Annotated in this window: 11 protein-coding genes and 3 pseudogenes; 8 read left to right on the forward strand and 6 right to left on the reverse strand. The window is 41.4% G+C overall.

Annotated features, from left to right (window positions below):
* Window position 1: 1 nt before the first annotated feature.
* From ANSO36C_RS06510 to ANSO36C_RS06520, 3 genes are all read left to right on the forward strand, one after another.
* A complete protein-coding gene (locus tag ANSO36C_RS06510) occupies window positions 2-3,100 on the forward strand; it encodes a non-ribosomal peptide synthetase (protein WP_251958875.1) in 3,099 nt (1,032 codons plus the stop codon).
* An 8-nt stretch (window positions 3,101-3,108) separates the two neighbouring features.
* On the forward strand, window positions 3,109-3,180 hold the full coding sequence (locus tag ANSO36C_RS06515; RefSeq protein WP_251960261.1) for a hypothetical protein: 72 nt from the start codon (window positions 3,109-3,111) through the stop codon (window positions 3,178-3,180).
* 97 nt (window positions 3,181-3,277) lie between these two features.
* Window positions 3,278-7,684: an amino acid adenylation domain-containing protein gene (locus ANSO36C_RS06520; protein ID WP_251958876.1), complete on the forward strand. Its 4,407-nt coding sequence runs from the start codon at window positions 3,278-3,280 to the stop codon at window positions 7,682-7,684.
* Window positions 7,685-7,728: 44 nt separating this feature from the next.
* On the opposite strand, the gene ANSO36C_RS06525 is transcribed toward ANSO36C_RS06520, so the two are convergent.
* Both ANSO36C_RS06525 and ANSO36C_RS06530 read right to left on the reverse strand, forming a co-directional pair.
* Entirely contained in the window at window positions 7,729-8,325 is a 597-nt protein-coding gene (locus ANSO36C_RS06525; RefSeq protein ID WP_251958877.1) for a transposase, read from the reverse strand.
* The gene (locus tag ANSO36C_RS06530; protein WP_251955951.1) at window positions 8,283-8,675 is read right to left on the reverse strand and encodes a helix-turn-helix domain-containing protein; all 393 of its coding nucleotides are present in this window, start codon (window positions 8,673-8,675) and stop codon (window positions 8,283-8,285) included. Before ANSO36C_RS06530 ends, ANSO36C_RS06525 begins: the two co-directional genes overlap by 43 nt.
* Before the next feature lie 267 nt (window positions 8,676-8,942).
* Between ANSO36C_RS06530 and ANSO36C_RS06535 the strand changes: the two are divergent.
* Window positions 8,943-9,413: pseudogene (locus tag ANSO36C_RS06535) on the forward strand (IS4-like element ISSysp3 family transposase); the annotation flags it as partial.
* Window positions 9,414-9,419: 6 nt separating this feature from the next.
* On the opposite strand, the gene ANSO36C_RS06540 reads toward ANSO36C_RS06535, so the two are convergent.
* Window positions 9,420-10,619: an ISAzo13 family transposase gene (locus tag ANSO36C_RS06540; RefSeq protein ID WP_251960248.1), complete on the reverse strand. Its 1,200-nt coding sequence runs from the start codon at window positions 10,617-10,619 to the stop codon at window positions 9,420-9,422.
* Window positions 10,620-10,702: 83 nt separating this feature from the next.
* Here ANSO36C_RS06540 and ANSO36C_RS06545 point away from each other — a divergent pair.
* Window positions 10,703-11,589: pseudogene (locus ANSO36C_RS06545) on the forward strand (IS4 family transposase); the annotation flags it as partial.
* 179 nt (window positions 11,590-11,768) lie between these two features.
* Here ANSO36C_RS06545 and ANSO36C_RS06550 read toward each other — a convergent pair.
* The gene (locus tag ANSO36C_RS06550; RefSeq protein ID WP_251958878.1) at window positions 11,769-14,057 is read right to left on the reverse strand and encodes an alkaline phosphatase D family protein; all 2,289 of its coding nucleotides are present in this window, start codon (window positions 14,055-14,057) and stop codon (window positions 11,769-11,771) included.
* A 366-nt stretch (window positions 14,058-14,423) separates the two neighbouring features.
* Between ANSO36C_RS06550 and ANSO36C_RS06555 the strand changes: the two genes are divergently transcribed.
* Window positions 14,424-15,650, forward strand: coding sequence for a glutathione S-transferase family protein (locus ANSO36C_RS06555; RefSeq protein ID WP_251958879.1), 1,227 nt, complete (start codon window positions 14,424-14,426; stop codon window positions 15,648-15,650).
* Window positions 15,651-15,845: 195 nt separating this feature from the next.
* On the opposite strand, the gene ANSO36C_RS06560 is transcribed toward ANSO36C_RS06555, so the two are convergent.
* Entirely contained in the window at window positions 15,846-16,631 is a 786-nt protein-coding gene (locus tag ANSO36C_RS06560; protein ID WP_251958880.1) for a DUF3598 family protein, read from the reverse strand.
* A 296-nt stretch (window positions 16,632-16,927) separates the two neighbouring features.
* Window positions 16,928-17,779: a hypothetical protein gene (locus tag ANSO36C_RS06565; RefSeq protein WP_251958881.1), complete on the reverse strand. Its 852-nt coding sequence runs from the start codon at window positions 17,777-17,779 to the stop codon at window positions 16,928-16,930.
* On the opposite strand from ANSO36C_RS06565, the gene ANSO36C_RS06570 reads away from it, so the two are divergent.
* Together ANSO36C_RS06570 and ANSO36C_RS06575 are read left to right on the forward strand one after the other, a co-directional pair.
* Window positions 17,770-18,153: a hypothetical protein gene (locus tag ANSO36C_RS06570; RefSeq protein WP_251958882.1), complete on the forward strand. Its 384-nt coding sequence runs from the start codon at window positions 17,770-17,772 to the stop codon at window positions 18,151-18,153. The genes ANSO36C_RS06565 and ANSO36C_RS06570 overlap by 10 nt on opposite strands.
* Before the next feature lie 79 nt (window positions 18,154-18,232).
* Window positions 18,233-19,561: pseudogene (locus ANSO36C_RS06575) on the forward strand (CHASE3 domain-containing protein); the annotation flags it as partial.
* Window positions 19,562-19,582: the final 21 nt, after the last annotated feature.

The raw sequence follows: 19,582 nt of genomic DNA on the forward strand, positions 1-19,582 counted from the left end.
TATGAGCTTATCACCTGTAGATTACCAATCCAGTTTAACTGCGGTTGATTTTGATCCATTTGCAGATGGAGAATTACTTCTAACCGCTCCTGCCACAGAATCACAAAAAGAAATTTGGGCTTCTGTGCAAATGGGGGATGCTGCCAATTGTGCTTATAACGAATCCCAATCTCTGCGACTAAAAGGCGAACTTGATGTCAAACTTTTCCAATCTGCGCTGGAAAAGTTAGTACAACGTCATGAAGCACTACGGACAACTTTTAGCACGAATGGCAATACACTCTGCATTGTTGCTTCTCGACAAATTGAAATCCCTATTATTGATCTTTCTAATCTGGAACTACAGGATAAACAAAAAAAATTAGCTAGTATCTTACGACAAGAGGTAGAGCAACCTTTTGATTTGGAACATGGGCCTCTATTTCGAGCAAAAATCGTTAAATTGCAGTCGCAGGAGCATCTAGCGATTTTGACAGCCCATCATATTATTTGTGATGGTTGGTCTTGGGCAGTACTAATGCCAGATTTGGGTAAACTCTATTCTGGCTTGATACAAGGTATTGTTCCTGAATTAGAAGAACCAGACTACTTAAGTGAATATGCAACTTTGCAGGAAGAAGAGGCGGATAGTCCAGAAGCGATCGCCACAGAACAATACTGGTTGCAACAATTTGCTGACACTGTACCTGTGCTGGATTTCCCTAGTGATCGTCCTCGTCCACCACTTAGAACCTTTAACGCCGCCCGTGAAGATTGGCATTTAAATCCCGAATTAGTTGCCAACCTCAAACAACTAGGGACAAAACTCGGTTGTAGCTTTATGACCACTATCCTCGCAGGATTCGAAGTCTGGTTGCACCGTCTGACAGGACAAAATGATTTGGTTGTAGGGATTCCAGCCGCCGGGCAAGCTGCTTTGGGGCAATATAATCTCGTAGGTCATTGTGTAAATTTACTACCATTGCGTAGCCAAGTTGATGGCGAAAAATCTTTCAGCGACTACTTGCGATCGCGGCGATCGGCTGTCTTAGATGCTTATGACCATCAACAATTTACCTTTGGTAGTCTGGTCAAAAAATTAGTTTTGCCACGGGATTCTAGCCGCATTCCCTTAGTTCCCATTACATTTAATATCGATCAGGGTTTAGACAGTGATAAACTCCCCTTCACCGGGCTGGAGGTAGAATTTTTCTCTAACCCCCGTGCATTCGAGAACTTTGAACTGTTCATCAATGCTACGGAATTACATGGTCAAATGACCCTGGAATGTCAGTACAACACTAATTTATTTGATGCTGGCACTATTCGCAACCGGATGGCAGAGTTTGAAACATTGTTATTGGGTATAGTTACTAACCCAAATCAAACGATTGCTAAATTGCCGATTATACCAGCAGTTGAGCAACAGTTATTAACAACATGGAACCAGACTCAAACAAATTATCCTCAAGATAAATCTATTCATCAGTTATTTGAAGAGCAGGTTGAGCGTACCCCCGATGCAGTAGCGTTGGTATTTCAAGAACAGCAACTTACTTATCGAGAGTTAAATATTCGCGCGAATCAATTAGCGCAATATCTGCAAACACTAGGAGTCGGCACAGATGTTCTTGTGGGGATCTGCGTGGAACGCTCCTTAGAAATGGTAGTAGGTCTTTTAGGGATTCTGAAAGCAGGTGGAGCTTACGTACCCTTAGATCCGGGTTATCCGCAAGAACGCTTGGCTTTCATGCTTTCAGATACTCAGATCAAATTATTATTGACCCAAAAACAGCTAATTGACAAGCTACCAAATCACACAGCAAGCATAATTTGTCTAGACACCGACTGGGATACCATCAACCACAAAACACCAGAGAATTCAATTGCTAGTGTCAAAGCTGACAACCTAGCTTATGTAATGTACACATCTGGTTCTACAGGTCAGCCCAAGGGTGTTAGTGTTATCCATCAAGGTGTAGTTAGATTAGTCAAAGATACTAACTATGTAAGTCTCACCGCCAAAGAAGTATTTTTGCAAATTAGTCCCATTTCCTTCGACGCTTCAACCTTTGAAATTTGGGGTTGTTTGCTTAACGGTGCAAAACTAGTAATATTCCCTCCCCATACCCCATCTTTAGACGAATTAGGGCAAATTATTCAACAGCATCAGGTGACAACCCTGTGGCTAACGGCAGGTTTGTTCCATCTGATAGTCGATGAAAAAATTCATGCTTTAAAACCCTTACGTCAACTGTTAGCGGGTGGCGATGTTTTATCGGTTCCCCACGTCCAAAAATTTATCAGCACGGTAGAAAACTGTAAACTGATTAATGGTTATGGGCCAACAGAAAGTACAACTTTTGCTTGCTGTTATGACATCACAGCACCGTTAAAGTCAGGGGCTTCTATTCCTATTGGTCGCCCTATCGCTAATACCCAAGTTTATATCTTAGACTCCCATTTACAACCAGTTCCGATTGGAATCACGGGTGAATTACATATTGGTGGCGACGGTCTAGCACGAGAATATTTCAATCGCCCGGATCTGACTGCTGAAAGATTTATTGCCAATCCTTTTAGCCAAAATCCTCAATCACGTTTATATAAAACTGGAGATTTGGGGCGCTATTTACCAGATGGAGAGATTGAATATCTCGGTCGTATTGACCACCAAGTAAAAGTAAGCGGTTTCCGCATAGAATTGGGTGAAGTTGAAATCGCACTTTTGCAATATCCGGCAATAAAAGAAGCGGTAGTAATTGTTCGAGAAGATACTCCTGGTGATAAATTACTGGTAGGTTATTTTGTAGCAGAAACTGGTCAAGATAGCCCGCAAATCATTTCGGAATTACGGCGATTCTTGAAACAGCAGCTTCCTGAATATATGGTGCCAAAGATTTTTATGGCACTAGAAGCTTTACCGCTAAATGCTAACGGCAAAATTGATCGGCGGGCGCTGCCAAAACCTGATTCTTTCCGTCCAGAATTGGAAGCAAATTATGTCGCACCTCGCAGTCCCATTGAACAGCAGATTGCAGATATCTGGACACAGGTTTTGAATGTCAAGAAAGTTGGGATTTACGACAATTTTTTGAACTGGGTGGATATTCTCTACTAGGAATTCAAGTGGTTTCTCGACTGCGCCAAGCTTTGGAAGTGGAAATCCTGATGTCCAATTTATTTGAATTACCACGGTAGCCGATTTGGCTGAACGGGTTGAAATTCTGCTTTGGGCAACCCAAGGTGTTCAGACTGCTGACAGTGAAACAGCTGGTGATTATGAGGAAGGTGAGCTATGAAAACATTAGATGAATTACTATCTGAGCTACGTCAGCGCGATGTCAAACTTTGGCTAGAGGGCGAACGCTTACGCTACCGGGCAGCAAAAGATAGTCTTACACCGGAATTGCTGACTGAGCTAAAAACTCAAAAAGCCGAAATCATTAACTTTCTCCGGCGAATTACCACAGCCGCAAATTCACAGATTCCTCCAATTGTCCCTTGTGAACGGAATGGCAACTTGCCGCTTTCCTTTGGTCAGCAACGGATATGGTTTCTTCATCAGTTTGAACCCGATAGTTCCTCAAACAATATGCCAGTTGTGGTGCGTTTTACGGGGAATCTCAATGTTGCTGTCTTAGAGGAAAGTTTGAAAGAAGTCGTCCGCCGCCATGAAGTTCTGCGGACAACTTTTCCAGCCGTGAATGGTAAGCCTACTCAAGTTATCTCTAGCGATGTTTCCTTGACATTGCCAATAATTGACTTGCGGCAAGTACCCGATGAAGAACGGGAGGCAGAAGCTCACTTATTGGCAACTAAAGAAGCTCATCAACCCTTTGATTTAGCAAATGGCCCGATTTTGCGCTTGCTGCTGCTGCGGTTGAGTGATCGCGAGCATCTGCTGATCTGGAATATGCATTGCATAGTTTGTGATGGAGCTTCTTCGGATTTATTCTATCAAGACTTCACTAACATCTATAAAGCATTGTCGGCAGGAAAGACTTCTCCTTTAACTCCCTTGCCAGTGCAGTATGCCGATTTTACCAATTGGCAATATCAATGGCTCCAAGGAGAAGTTTTAGAGTCACAGGTAAACTACTGGAAGCAAAAGCTAGAAGGCAATTTACCGATCATTGACTTACCTTACGATCATCCCCGTCCTCAAGGTGTACAAACCTATCGAGGCGATCGCGCCGCCTTGCTACTACCAAAGACGCTGAACCATGCTCTGACAGACCTGAGTCAAAAATGGGGTGTTACCCTGTTCATGACTCTACTGACAGTGTTTAACCTATTACTCTATCGTTATTCTGGACAAGAAGACCTACTCATTAGCTTTGCCAGTGCCGGACGGGGACAAGTAGAAACCGAAGGTCTGATTGGATTTTTTTCTAATACCCTGGTATTGCGAAGTAACTTAGCTGGAAACCCAACTTTCCGACAATTCCTAGACCGAGTGCGTAAGGATTGCTTAGAAGCTTATACCTATCAAGACCTACCTTTTGAAAGGCTAATTGAAGAACTTAAACCAGAACAACAAAGTCGCAATAGTTCATCTTTATTTCAGGTAAAATTCTCCCTTAATCCTCCTTGGTCGAATGGTCGTGGCATGGCATCTGTGCAACTACCCGATCTGACTATCACTTCTCTATTTGGCTACATTTATCATGGCAAGACCAAATACGATCTGACATTAGTCTTGCGGGAACAGGATAATGGTCTGGGCATGGTATTTGATTACAATGCCGAAATGTTTGATGCCAGTACCATAGAGCGGATGTTAGGACACTTCAAAACTTTACTCGAAGGTATTGTTGCTAATCCCGATCAGCCGATATCTGAATTACCCCTGTTGACAGCAGGTGAACAACATCAAGTGTTGGTTGATTGGCATGGCAAACAGGCTGATTATCCCCAAAATACTTGTATCCATCAGTGGTTTGAGGCTCAAGCTAAACGAACTCCAAATAATATTGCATTAACCTTTGAAAATCAGCAACTAACTTATCATGAACTCAACCAGCGTGCAAATCAACTAGCCCGCTATTTGCAAACTCTAGGGGTAAAATCGGGGGTACTCGTCGGTCTTAATTTAGAGCCTTCCCTGGAAATGATTGTGGGGCTGTTGGGTATTTTTAAAGCAGGGGGAACTTACGTATCCATAGCACCGACATCTGGGCAAGATAATCTGGCTTTCATTTTAGAAGATGCCCAAATATCCTTAGTATTAACCCAAAGCTCATTAGTTGAGAAACTTTCTGAGCATCAGGCACAAGTTATCTGTTTGGATAGTGATTGGGAAGCGATCGCTCTACATACAACTGAAAATCTAGGCTGTTACACCACAGAGCAGACTCTCGCCTGTGTGATGTATGTGTCCGGCTCCAATGGAAAACCTAACGGTATAGCCATTACCCAACGCAATCTCGTTACTCACAGTCTAGCAATCAGTGATACTTGGGAGTTGACTCAGAGCGATCGCTTACTACTAATATTTAGTATCAGTTGTAACACGTTCATTGAATCACTGTTTCCCTGTTGGATCGCTGGTGCTACCGCAATTCTCCAGTCTCAAGGTTTACAAAACTCGACGGCGCAGTTTTTCCCATTCATTGCTCAACAACAGATTACTGTTGTTAATCTACCCACTTCTTTTTGGTATGAGTTAGTTAACGAGTTATCTGTGTATCCACAAACCTTGCCAGTTAGCTTGCGCTTAGTTATGGTTGGTGGTGAAAAAGTCTCACGCAATGCTTATTTAACTTGGATAGAAAAAGTTGGCAAGCAAGTACGCTGGCTAAATGCTTATGGATCGCTAGAAACAACTTTAACCGCCACAGTTTACGATCCAGAAACTGCCACTGAAGCCAGTAACATTCGGTCAGAAATTCCTATAGGAAGAGCGATCGCCAATACAAAAATCTATATTCTCGATCAGCGATCGCAACCCCTTCCAATTGGCGTTACTGGCGAAATCTACATCAGTGGTATCGGTGTTGCTCAAGGCTACTTTAACCGCCCAGACTTAACATCTGAGAAATTTGTCTCCAACCCCTTTAGCAGCGAATCTGGGTCATACCTTTACAAAAGTGGTGACTTAGGACGCTACTTGAGTGATGGCAATATTGAGTTTTTGGGCCGCCTAGATAATCAGGCTAAAATTCGCGGCTTTCGTATTGAGTTGGCTGAAATTGAAACAATTTTGGGTCAATATCCAGGTGTGCAAAAAACTGTTGTGATTGCCAAAGAAGATGTTCCTGGGGATAAATGTTTAGTTGCTTATCTTGTCCCCAAACAAGGGGAGATTTTTGGGAGTGAGCAACTGCTGAGTTTTCTCCAACAAAAGCTGCCTGAGTATTTGTTGCCTTCTGCTTTTGTGATAGTGGATTCTTTGCCATTGGATGCTAATGGTCAAGTTGATCGTAAAGCCTTATCTGCGCTTGATCAAACTAATTCTAAAATAGAAAAAACATTTGTTAGAGCAGAAGATCCATTGCAAATTCAGCTAACAGAAATCTGGGAAAGCGTTTTAGGAATTCGCCCGATTGGAATAACAGACAACTTTTTCAATTTGGGTGGTCACTCATTAATTGCAGTACGTCTTTTCGCTGAGATTGAAAAAATATTTGGCAAAACTCTGCCTCTATCTATTCTTTTACAAGCCCCAACTGTTGAGCAATTAGCTAATTTACTGCGCGATAAATCACTCACTATTCAACCTAATAGTGAGCAAGCACAAGGGTTATTTAAACACTTTTTGAGCAAAGCGATCGCCAGATTTTCAAAAAGCAATGACTCACAACTGGAAAAGTTAATAATTGAGGATGAGAATCAAACTAACCTAAAAACAGGAGAATGGCTACCTTGGTCATCACTAGTACCTCTTCAAACCAATGGTTATAAGCCACCTTTATTTTGTGTTCATGGGGCTGGTGAAAGTATTCTTTATTATCGGGATTTTGCTAACTATCTTGGTTCAAACCAGCCATTTTATGCACTACAAGCTAGAGGTGTAGATGGAAAACAAACCCCCCTGACTCGCGTTGATAAAATGGCGGCTCACTATATTAAAGAGATACAAACTATCCAACCTCAAGGGCCTTATTTTTTAGGAGGCTACTCTTTTGGTGGTCTAGTAGTTTGGGAAATGGCTCAACAATTAGTGGCGCAGGGTCAAAAAGTTGCTTTACTAGCGATATTTGATACTAGTAATCCAACTTGTCGCAAAACTACTATCAACTCAATACCAGCGCCAAAACGAATTTCTCGACACTTGAATAATCTTTTAGAAGTTGGGCCTAACTACATTCTTCAGCAAATAGAAGGAAAGAGTAGTTGGCTTGAGTATATGCTCAAACAAAGACTACGGAAGTTTGCCTTTAAAGTTTACCTGAACATATCCCGAATCTTACCTTACACCTACCGCAAACAAGTAAAAATTAAAGATTTTAACAAACAGGCTGCTAAAGAATATGTTCCAAAAGCTTATACAGGTCAAGTCACTGTATTTCGAGCAGAAGAACGTCCTGTAACTAATGGACAAGAAGTAGATCCAAACATGGGTTGGAGTGAATTGGCTTTAGGGGGTTTGGATATCCACCATGTTCCAGGAAACCACTTCTCCATTTTTAATGAACCCTATGTCAAATCTTTATCAGAAAAAATGAAGGTTTGTATAGAACAAGCTATTGCAGAAAAATGAGTCTTTCTAGACTTATAAAAAAATACATACAGCACTTCCCGGTGTTATGAGGTACAATAGCAACAATTAGTAAACCAGTTTTTTAAATGTTGAGGATTCATTAAGTCGAGTGCAACTGAGATTACTGTATCAACCATTTCTGTTGTAGTTGGAGCAAAACTGCGTAAAAAAGATTTGAGTTGTGACCACCATAACTCGATTGGATTAAAATCAGGAGAGTATGAGGATAAACAAATAACTTTCGCACCTACAGCTTCAATCATTGGTACAATTGATGCTAGTTTATGGGCAGGTAAGTTATCCATGACGACTACTGCTCCTGTCCATAAATTAGGCGCTAAAAACTTCTCAATGAATACATCAAATGCTTGGCTATCCATTGAGTTATTCATCGTCATTAATGCCACTACTTTTTTAATACTAATTGCTCCAATTACTGTGACTTTTACACCTCTATAAAATGGTTTTTGGTCGTAAGCTCTTGTTCCTTGTTGCGAACGCGCATGAGTTCTTGCCAGACCTAATAAAACTCCTGTCTCATCTAGGAATACTAAGTTATCTCGATCTATATCTCTGACCTGTTCCCAATATTCTACTCTTAGTTTTTGAACTCTTTCTGTTGCTGCTTGACTACTCCGCAATGTTTTTTTTTACGATTTAATCCTAATTTTTGTAAGGCACGACACATTGCACTTCGACCTACCCAATTACCAGTTTTGTCTGCAAATAATTCACACAACTCTATCAATGTTGCATCTGGATGTGCTTCAACTAATTCTCTTAACTCTATGTCAGCATTTGTCAGATGACTAAATTGTGGTTTTCCTCGCGGCTTTGGTTGTAAATTTCCTTCAAGTTTTTGTTGTTTTACAAGCTTTTGCACTAAACTCTTTGAGACAGAAAATATGTTAGCTACTTTCCTGATTGAGATATTTTTTTGAATATGTGCTGCAACTATTTTTTCTCGAAGCTCGATAGAGTATGACTTCATTTAAAAGTATTTATATTTTAACCTAGTGTACTTTAACCTAGTGTACCTTATAACAGGCGGAAGCGCTGTATCTTACAAAATTTTCTAACACCCTACCCTGCTTGCGGGCCTACGGTGTACACACAAGTCCAAGTAAACTAATAACAGAAGGAGTTGTGGGGAGTAAGAGATGGTGGAAAATCCAATAAGAATTCACGCTCAATTGGTTGAGGGAAAAGCATTTGGAGACCCTCGACTGATAAAAAGGGGGCAGCATTGTACGAAGCAATGGGAAAACATCAATCAGTCAGCATTCGTCAAATCAGTAAAAATAGAGCAGAACAAGTGGGATATTACCGCTTTTTGGAAAATGAGAATGTGACAGTAGGAGAATTAGTCCGAAGCCTGTCAGACCAGTGCGTGTTACAGGTAGAAGGAAAGCATATATTAGCAATAAGTGATACCAGCGAAATTAACTTGCAGGCTCATGTAGGCAGGTTAAAAGCAAAGGGAATAGGTGTAGTAGGAAACAACACAGATGTAGGATTTTATATTCATCCCACCCTAATATTGGATGCAGAAAATGGATTTCCTTTGGGGATAAGCACAGTACATTTATGGACTAGAGACATCAACCATGCGGATAAGCATGAGCGAAAGTACCACAAATTGCCGATAGAACAGAAGGAGTCATATAAATGGCTGCGTTCGGCAACGGATACTCAAAGATGTTTAGAGAACTCCACAAAAAAAATGATCCAATAGCTATGTGGGTTTAGCAAAAATTTCTACAAACCATTTTCTGAGATTGGGGAGGCGGTGAATCTGTGTTTCAATTTCTGCCATAGCGGAGGTAGTAAGTTTAACTCCTGTAGAATAAACTGTTTCTACCAATGTGACCACCGGATTTTTACCCTTAAATGTGAGAGTTTGGGCGAAATTCAGTACAGTCTCAACAGTGTCAAGTAAACTACCATTCCAATGCTGTTCTAACCAGCCAAAACAACGTTCTATCGGGTTATATTTGCTATGATAAGGCGGATAATAAGCAAGTTGTAACGTCAGTTGAGATGATGTACCAAAATCTACAATCCGCTTCATAAATTGAGTGCGGCGAGAATTATTTTCAGGTCCATTATCCTGATTAATCACCAGTTTTTGAATATGAGCAAATCTGTGTTTGACAGTTTGCCACCAGCTTTCAAGCAAATCAACAATACAATCAGCGGTTAATTTGGAAGAAACAAAGAATAAAAATAACTCGTTGTATTCAGGTATAAAAATGCCGTAGGGAATCAGAGTTATCTCCGTCGGGAAGTCGTGGTCTACTGAGATGGTTGGCATTCGATTTTTACCCCCACGGTCAAATTCTCCAATCTTAACTGCTACCTTAGCATCAATGGAAATTCGCAGAGTATGAGGGTCATTGTCAGCTTCACTATTAATTTGTTCAACTTGTTCAAAAATCGCTTCTGTTTCGGGAATTTTCTTGATAGGCTTGGTTTTCAGAACTCTTTTTAAGGTATAGCCTAAATCATTCAATTTTCGTCGAATTGTTTCTGATGAAGGTAGTTCTTCCTCTGTGTAACCAAATTGTTCAATTAGTTGACGACGGACTTCGCTTGCCGTCATGCGTGTATACAAACGTATACTTTTAAAACTGGGGTCAGTTTGACTTTGTGGGTCTACTAACGATTTTATATCCCTCAACAAGTTTGATAATTTTGCTTCAGCCCGCTTGCGTCCACTACGCCTGAAACCATCAATAAAAGGCTGACCACTCTCTAACTCCTGCATCCCTTTACGGATAGTGCGCCTATTCCATCCCAACTCCCTTTCCGCCACAGTTTGTCCACCTATTCCCAAACCTTTGACTACTTCTGCCATGAATTGTCTTCGGTCACTTCCCTTGAGTTTTTTCGCTGTTTTGATGTACAGAGATTTTAGGTGCGCGGTGAGTTGAATGATAGATTTTGGATACATGAGCTAGACTGCACACTGAATTTATCTTTCTCTTATCATAGGATCAATTATTCTGTGGAGTTCTCTTAAGCATTGGGTCAGCCAAAGTAGTGACTCATATCGCCGACCGAGAAAGCGATTTGTATGAAGAATTTGCCACTGTACCAAATCGAGACAATCATGTATTGGTAAGAGCTTGCCAAGACCGTCGCCTTGCAGGACAAACTCAATCGCTTTATACGTATTTAAACCAACAATCTAGTGAAGGAACTTATACCGTAAATGTCCCGGCAGATTCACGTATCGGTAGAACCGCAAGGGAGGCATTATTAATCCTTCGCCGTGCGGTGGTGAAAATTCAACGTCCAGATCAATTGAGTGCTTTAGATTATCCCGCTAGTGTAACGCTTTATGCAGTTGAAGCTGTAGAAGTTAACCCACCTGTTGGTCAAGAACCGATTCATTGGCGATTGCTGACCACTCACCAAGTTGTTTGTTTAGAACAAGCATTACAAGTGATTAGATGGTATACAAGGAGAAACAGCGAATTGAACAGTTGTTTGCCACCCTCAAAAAAGCCGGATTAAATCTCGAAGCTACCCAGTTAGAGTCGATTGCTGCCATCCAACGACTAACTGTGTTGGCTTTGTCTATTGCTGTGAGAATTTTACAATTGATTCAGGGACGAGAAAATCCTGATTTGCCTGCAACTGTTGCCTTTTCGGACGAGCAACTGCAATGCTTGTTTGCAATCGCCCCAACTCTTGATGGGAAAACTCAATTGCAACAAAATCCTTATCCTCCTCAAACCCTTGCTTGGGCTACTTGGATTATTGCTCGACTTGGTGGTTGGTCTGGTTATAAGTCTCAGAAACCTCCGGGAATTACTACTTTGATTCGCGGATTGTATCAGTTTGAATCTACCTTTTTTGGCTGGAAACTCGCTCTAGGACTACTTGTGTGTACACCGTAGGCTTGCGGGCAGGGTTATTTTCATTCCCTAAAATAGGTAAAATTGCAAGTGTTGATACGATTTTACTAAAAAAGTGATAAACATATTTAAGGAAGAAATATGGGCAATTGACAAACTTCTTGCCTTTATGTGGTGAAATAGCCCTGGAATTAAGGGGGGTTGGGGGGATCTTCCGGGGGTCATTGTAACAATGACTTATTCGGCGTTAACTGGCTCTCAAAACGGCTGTAAACAACTTGGGTTGGATGCCAAGAAGAAAACCAGTACAAATCTTGAATAACTTTGCAATAATTATTCCCATCTGCTAGTTCAAAGTGAACCAGACCTAAATTATTCAATCCAACTACTTCTCGCCCCTCTTGAAACCAACGAGATTTCCAAAACATTACGGGTTGTAACCATTTCCATTTAGCATTTTCGGCTCGTTTCCAGGGAGCTATCAACGATGATATATCTGCTCCGTACCGAGAAGTCTGAACGCTGTTTCGAGGTATCCACTCCAGCACGCAATGCCATTCAGAGTTAGTCAGCATGTGGCGATTATGGTGTAATTGTTTCTCTGAAACTTCTACCATATTGGGTGGATTAATCCAACCTATCCAATGTCGGACGTTTTCTGGTAGTAGCCAATGTTTCAATCGTGTATGAATGAGTCGCGTCAAAATCTCTTCATTCTTCAATGCACTAGCGGTTAACTGCACTAAGACAGACTGTAATTTGGAATGAGTGCGTGCATAAGACAAGTGAGCAACAGAACTGTAGTGAATATCCCCAGATAGAATAATCACTTGTTGACGTTCTTCAAACAAGGTGGTTAAGAATTTAGCCAATGCTTCAGTATTAATGTTCCAGGCATCTCCAACATCCGTTGAAAAAACTTTCTCCTGTTGTAACTGCCAATGATGAATCCAATCAATCACTTGTAGTCCAAATACATTTGTGGGCGCAATCACAAATGTAGTTTGAATCTGAGTTTGTTCAACTATTTCTTGTAAAGGTAAAACTAGTTGTTGCTCAAAGGCTTTTGGACACAGCAGCATGGGCGGCGCGATCGCTTTTTGATCGGCTGGATAACCCCGCCAAGTCCGCGTATCCAGCACAATTACTTCATGGCAATTGCTTCTGACTATGTAGTTCCAAGTGATTGCTTCAGGATGTCGATCCAGAATGAATACTGCACCATCTCGAACTAAAATAGGTAAGTTTGTGCGGGGATCGTTGGCTGGCATACCTACATAGCGAGCGATCGCCTCATCAGCCTTGGCATCTCTCCCAAGGGATGCTGACCAAGCTTGTGCCGCCGCCAACAACTTTTCACCGGGTTGACCTTCTGCAAATTGCTCAGGCGTATTGCCCCAACCTTGAAACACCGTGTAAGCTAACAATGCATTTTGGACTATTCTTCGTCCTAAAGGATGTCCCAGCACTCGCAAACACCAAGCTTGGTTTAGGTTCCAGTCATCAGTGACATCATGGTCATCAAAGATGGTGTACATGGGAATATTGGCAAGGGCGCGGCGCACTTTCCAAAGCGTATAAATAAATTGTCGCAAATGCCAGACTTGTCGGTTCCAGTTCTTGATGGCTTTGCTCTTGCGCTTTACTTGGTGTCCTTTGGGAAATTCGGACGGCCAGCACACTGGCGACCAAGCTAGTAAATAAGTAGCGTAATATTCACCGAGGCTGAAAAGATGACTGTTAACTTTCTCAGGTTTATTATGTAATCCTGCGGTTAAGCCAGCTTGATTTGTCGCCACATCAGCCCGTTCTCCAGGGGGTAGCTGCTGGGGAGTACAGTATACTCCATTCACAGGAAGTTGTTCTTCCCAACCCAAGAGGGCATCACCAAGAGTACTGGCAACCCACAAGGATGGTTCTGCTACATCATCGCCGTAAATTTGATCTCCGGTGAGGAATAGCTGGTGCGGACGGTGTTGGGGTTGATTTGCTGATGTCTCAATCAAACTGTCGAGAATTGGCAGCGCGTCAAACCCATGACCATGAGGTTTACGGCAAGAAGCATGGATAATTTGCAAATCTTGAAGACGGTTCGGCGGCAAAACAAAGGTTGGTTTTTGATGTTCAAAGTAGCTAATGCTGGCTGTCGGAGAGGAGTTTGAGCATAATGCTTGTTGCAGCGTTTGCGGGCTTTGGTCAGTACCAGTAAATTGGAGGTCGTATGCATAGATGCGGTCATTAATTAAACGAGACCCTTGCGTAGACCGAGCCGTTATAGCAACAATGTGAAGATACTTGCCCAAAGCAACGGTAGAGCGTTCTCCCTCCAATAAACAATTTTCTAATGCTTCACCATCATTTGTTGTGTCATAAACTTTAAGTTCTACTTGACAAGACTGTTTCAGTGCCACCCAGACCGTCACTGACTCTGGCTCAGTATGTTGAAGGATTGGCCCCCCTAAAATCAGTGGCAGTTCTTGTATAAACTCGCCTCCAGCTTGGTACTTCATTAAATTTAGACATCAATTCCCATCTGTTTAACTTTATCAGTCGATAGAGCAGTCGATTTTAGTCTAAGTAATATAGTTCATGCAATTCGTCAACTGATTCAACTATTTTTACTTTGGTGACTCCAGCCATCTTTGCTCGTAATATTTATTCCTTAATTATCTGTATCATACTTTTCGTGAAATAGTATTAGGGTGCGGAATGGGGGATACTATACTCATTATTCAACTAGCGATCGCTCACTTAAATCTATGCTACTTTAAACACGCTTATACAAATTAGTAAGTATTTAGCCGATACAGTTAGTGTAATTGGAAATATTGTAGAGTATAGAATTGTCCTGAGTATTGCCCTATGCCATTTCCCCTATGACTACCGCACCCTTAAGCTGGGAAGAACTAGAAACCCTCACGGACTATCAAATAGATACCGTTAATGGTCTCACCAACGCTAGAGCCAGGTTGCGCTTGTTTGGTCAACCGGAATCTGATGTGCGGGTAACGCTGTACCGCGATAACCACGCCTGGTGTCCTTACTGTCAAAAAGTTTGGTTATGGCTAGAGGAAAAACAAATCCCCTACCGCATCGAAAAAGTGACAATGTTCTGCTATGGGGAGAAAGAAAGTTGGTACAAACGTAAGGTACCATCAGGAATGCTCCCCGCGATCGAGCTAGATGGACGGATTATTAAGGAAAGCGATGACATTTTGATCGCTTTGGAAAAGGTTTTTGCTCCATTGAGCCAAGGGATGGAAGACCATACAGTGCTTCCTCTACGTCAATTAGAACGACTTTTATTTAGAGCTTGGTGCGTTTGGCTGTGTTCTAAAGCCGGTTCCTCTCAACAAGAACAACGCAACCGAGAACAATTTATCGGAGTGGTGGCTAGAGTCGAGGAGGCTCTGGGTCGCACCCCAAGTCCTTACTTTCTAGATAGGTTCGGCATTGTCGATGTCATTTTTACACCATATCTTGAACGGATGAATGCGAGCCTTTACTACTATAAGGGCTATTCGCTGCGTGAGGAAAACCCTCGTTTGAGTGCATGGTTTGCGGCAATGGAAAGCCGACCGACCTACTGCGGTACCCAGAGCGACTTTCACACCCACGCACATGATTTGCCGCCCCAGATGGGGGGCTGTTGGGAAAACGGCGAAACCCAGATGCTTCTCAATAAAGCGCGGGTGGATAACGGCCCTTGGTTCGGGCTACCAGATGTTACTTATCCAGAACCCGAAAACTCTCGCATGGAAGCTCTTCAACGAACTATCGAACACCGCATTAATATTATCCGAGTCAACCCCTTAGATGATAAATTGTTTGATCAAGCACTACGTTGTGCTTTAACACACATGATGACAGGTGAAGACTGTGTACCTCCATCGGGATCTGATGTTGCTCTGCGATATTTGCGCGATCGCATTAATGTACCACGAGATATGTCCATCTACGCAGCCAAGCGATTGAGGGAATCCCTAGAGAAAACCGCAGCCCTTGTCGGTGATGGGCAGCCAGACCCCATTCCCACTAAACATCGACGAGATCAAGACCCGTCTAACTTTGTCAACAAACCGACAAACACACTTCTAGTTTGACCTTTAACTCAATCGACCCATCATGTAAATCTAGCTATTTCTTCACAAGAAATAATTTTTTTTAGGGAGAGTTGAGGAAATGCTTGCTTGAAAAATTCTTCAAGTTTTTCTTTGGTTTCTAATTTCCATAAAATGCTCCCCCAATTAAAGCAAATTTATTTTGCTCTACTAATTAGATGTTAGTAGAGCAAAATATTAAACATTGGATATCAGGAATGTTTCTAGCGTCAGCGAAGAAAATGCTCCCAATTCATCATAATTAGCAATTAGTTGATGCATTTCATAATTATTAATCAACCAATTTGCGATTAGAGAAAAGGGAGTATCTATACTAATTGAACTAGGACAACTAACAGAAACACCGTCAGGTAAATAGTAATATTTATGCCCTTCTCTATGCCAATTAAATTGAGTTACTATTGGTTCGGAAATCTTCAAATCGGGAGTAATAGTCATAGATATACCTTGCCAATTACCACTCAACTCCCGTTGTGGTAATTGATTTAATTCATCTGACCAATATTGGCTAGGTAATTCATTACAATCTTCACGAATATTTGCTATATGAAATAAGTTTCCCCTCTCGTCGTAAACAATACCTACACTATGGCGTAAATCTTCATATCGAAAGAATAATTCTATCCCAAAATACGAGTTTGGTTCTAATTTCACTGCTGCCCAACTAGCATGACCGGAAGCAAAGAAATATCCTCGCATCGTCTCGCGTGATGGGTGAAAAAGTCCATTATCTAAGCTATTTGACAGAAAATTAAATTCCCAACTCTCTTGCTTATTTTCGCCATTTGCATAAGTATAAGTATTGGTATGGGTAATTTCAGTCTTTTCTGGATTACTTTTAAAACTTCTCAGACTTTGAAACGATTCTTTGATATCACCTTCTGGTGTATATCGCGTCCAAATTCCATGCCAATCGAGCAAATGGTTAGTAAAGTAATTCCAATTTTGTTCTTTTACATCCATAATATTTGTGTCCTTTGTATATTTAAAATCTCTTTGTTAAAAATAGTATTATGAACTATACCAAATTACCAACGGCAAAGAAATAATAAAATGAATGCATCAAAGTAAACTTTTTGACATTCACATCTGACGGACAGACGGCGGGATTTGCACTGATATCAAGCAAAACAACGTTTTTGTTGAAATCTCGGCACAGAAATTTTGATCGGTCACACGAGAGTTTTTCTTGATAGGATCTGCGATCGCTGTTTAAGTCTAGAATCTCCGCAATTCAATTGCGGGGAGTATGCCAACTATCAAAAGAAGCGTTTCACTAAATAAGCCGCATATTCCATACCATAAGGTACGCTAACCCCAGCAGTCATTTCATTAGCAAAGTAGGTGTTTTGGCTACCTTGCAACATTTCCAATCGTTCATAAATACCATCCTTGAGGTCTTCGGTTAAAAAATGAGAGAACCACTTCCAAATTAGGGGTTGCCCCATAGGTGTCACTTGAGTACCTCCGAGCTTTTTGACACAATCGACTACGTTGCTTTCCAACTCTTCAATAGTTGTCGTTTCATCCATGAATGGATAAAAATTGTAGATTTTACTGCCTGGATCAACCTCGTAGATAGCTAATGGATAACTAGTTGGTAAAGGCTGATTTAAAGTATTTCTGATGACGTAGAAAATGTTTGCAGGTAAACCCTCTATTTTACAGGTAATAACTGCTCTTTTAATTGTACGTACCCGAGAAAAAATATCTGCTTCTTCCGTGGAAGCATCAGCTACGCTAAGAAAGTCATCTACAGGAGCAGTCCAAATTAAACGCTCGAATTCCCACTGATTTGAGGTAGTTTTTACCAGAATTGTTTGACCGCGAGAAACACGCTCAATAGTTTGTCCTAGACACAAGTTATGAGTTGCTGCTAAACGATTCCATAATTCTTGATTCCCTTCTTGGAATTGAGGCATATTCAGAACCAATTTTTTCAGGAAATTGCAACGGTTCAATAATGCCAGTAGCCGAATCACATAAGCAGTAGAAGCTTCTTGTCCCAGATGTCCAAATTGTGCCGCATTAGCAATAGGCATTAAAGCATCTCGAATAAAATCCAAACCCTGTTTGTTAAACCAACGATGGTAATTCCGAGGTGCAATCATTTAGTAGGCTAGAGCGCAAGTTTGGACAGTTTTCTCTGGCAGCAAACCTATTCAGTTGGAGTTTTAATCGCGATTTAGAACGCACAAGTGGCTATTTTTCTCCACCAGATTTTCTAGTTTACAACGCTGAAGTGGCTTGGGAAGGAGATATTGCTAATTTCTTACGCTGTCGCCTCGCTGCTAACCTAGGACAGCAGCGACTTAAAGGAGAATTTGACAATGCCAATACATATCAAACGCGCTGTATGGTAAAGGTTTCACCAAATATAGAGGCAGACCTTGGCTATAGCTTTAGTAATGTCCGAAATCAAGAAACGGGGGGAAGTGCATACGGTGGTAATTCTTTGACAGGACAGTTACGGGTCAAATTTTAGGAGGCAGGGGGCAGGAGGTAAACCTTATAAATAATCCAAAATCTAAAATCTAAAATTTAAAATGGTAAAAGCCTGAAGAATGAAAGCACCATTACCTGATAATGAAACACAGCGAATCGAATCTCTTTTGCAGTATAAAATTCTTGATACTCGTTCGGAAGCTGCCTTTGACGATCTCACCCGTTTAGCTTCATATATTTGTGGAACTCCCATTGCTTTAATCAGTTTAATTGATAGCGATCGCCAGTGGTTCAAGTCTAAAGTTGGTTTGGATGCGCTACAAACACCCCGAAATGTGGCATTCTGCGCCCATGCTATTATGCAACCTGAAGTTTTTATTGTGCCTGATGCCACAGTAGACGAAAGGTTTGCTACAAACCCGCTAGTTACCTCTGACCCGAATGTTCGGTTTTATGCTGGTATACCATTGACTAACCCTGAAGGATATGCACTAGGAACACTTTGCGTAATTGACCATGTACCAAGAAACCTCTCTCCAGAACAAGTTGAAGCATTACGAATTCTAGGCCGTCAAGTAATCAAGCAACTAGAAATGCGGCGCACTTTAGCAAGTTTAGTATTGGCGAGTGATACAGACAAACAGGCGCAGAAGGGACGCAAACAATTTTTTAAAAGAATAGCCGGAGGGTTTGGTTTAGCATCGGCGATTTTAGTTTTGATTGGCGTAATTTCTTATCAAAACACACATATATTAATTAATACTAGTAATCAGGTACAAAAAACCCAAGAGAAAATCAATAAACTAGAAGAATTACTGTCCGAGATGAAGGATGCTGAGACTGGAGAACGCGGTTACATTCTCACTGGACAAGAAAGTTATCTAGAACCTTATCAAGCAGTAGTTGCAAACATCGATCAAAAAATTGCAAAACTGAAGGATTTAATCGCAGATAAACCTAGCCAACAAAAGCAGTTTGCCACCCTTGAACCTTTGATAGCTGCAAAACTCGCCATACTCAAGCAGACTATATACCTGCGTCAGAATCAGGGATTTGAAGCGGCGTTGCAGGTAATTCAGACAAATCAGGGAAAAAATCTCATGGATGATATCCGCAAGATGATTTATGAGATAGAAAATGAGGATAGAAGGTTGCTTCAACAGCAGTCACAAGCTGCAAAAGCCAGTGCCCATAATACGATTTTGACACTTGCCTTCGCTATTTGTCTAAGTTTTCTCATTTTGGCTATAGTCTACTATTTCATTTCTCGTGAGGTAAGCGAGCGTAAATCAACAGAAGAAACACTAAACACAGAACGCAACTTTATCTCCGCAGTCCTTGATACAGCCAGCGTTTTGGTAATAGTTCTTGACACACAAGGGCAAATTGTTCGCTTCAATCAAGCTTGTGAACAAACAACTGGTTACTCATTTGATGAGGTGAGAGAACTCCACAGAATAATTGATCCT

Source organism: Nostoc cf. commune SO-36 (genome assembly GCF_023734775.1).
Classification (GTDB): Bacteria; Cyanobacteriota; Cyanobacteriia; order Cyanobacteriales; family Nostocaceae; genus Nostoc; species Nostoc commune_A.

Coding starts and splice junctions, on each gene's coding strand:
- ANSO36C_RS06510 (WP_251958875.1), top strand. CDS start 2: ATGAGCTTATCACCTGTAGATTACCAATCCAGTTTAACTGCGGTTGAT.
- ANSO36C_RS06520 (WP_251958876.1), top strand. CDS start 3,278: ATGAAAACATTAGATGAATTACTATCTGAGCTACGTCAGCGCGATGTC.
- ANSO36C_RS06530 (WP_251955951.1), bottom strand. CDS start 8,675: ATGAAGTCATACTCTATCGAGCTTCGAGAAAAAATAGTTGCAGCACAT.
- ANSO36C_RS06550 (WP_251958878.1), bottom strand. CDS start 14,057: ATGAAGTACCAAGCTGGAGGCGAGTTTATACAAGAACTGCCACTGATT.
- ANSO36C_RS06555 (WP_251958879.1), top strand. CDS start 14,424: ATGACTACCGCACCCTTAAGCTGGGAAGAACTAGAAACCCTCACGGAC.
- ANSO36C_RS06560 (WP_251958880.1), bottom strand. CDS start 16,631: ATGGATGTAAAAGAACAAAATTGGAATTACTTTACTAACCATTTGCTC.
- ANSO36C_RS06565 (WP_251958881.1), bottom strand. CDS start 17,779: ATGATTGCACCTCGGAATTACCATCGTTGGTTTAACAAACAGGGTTTG.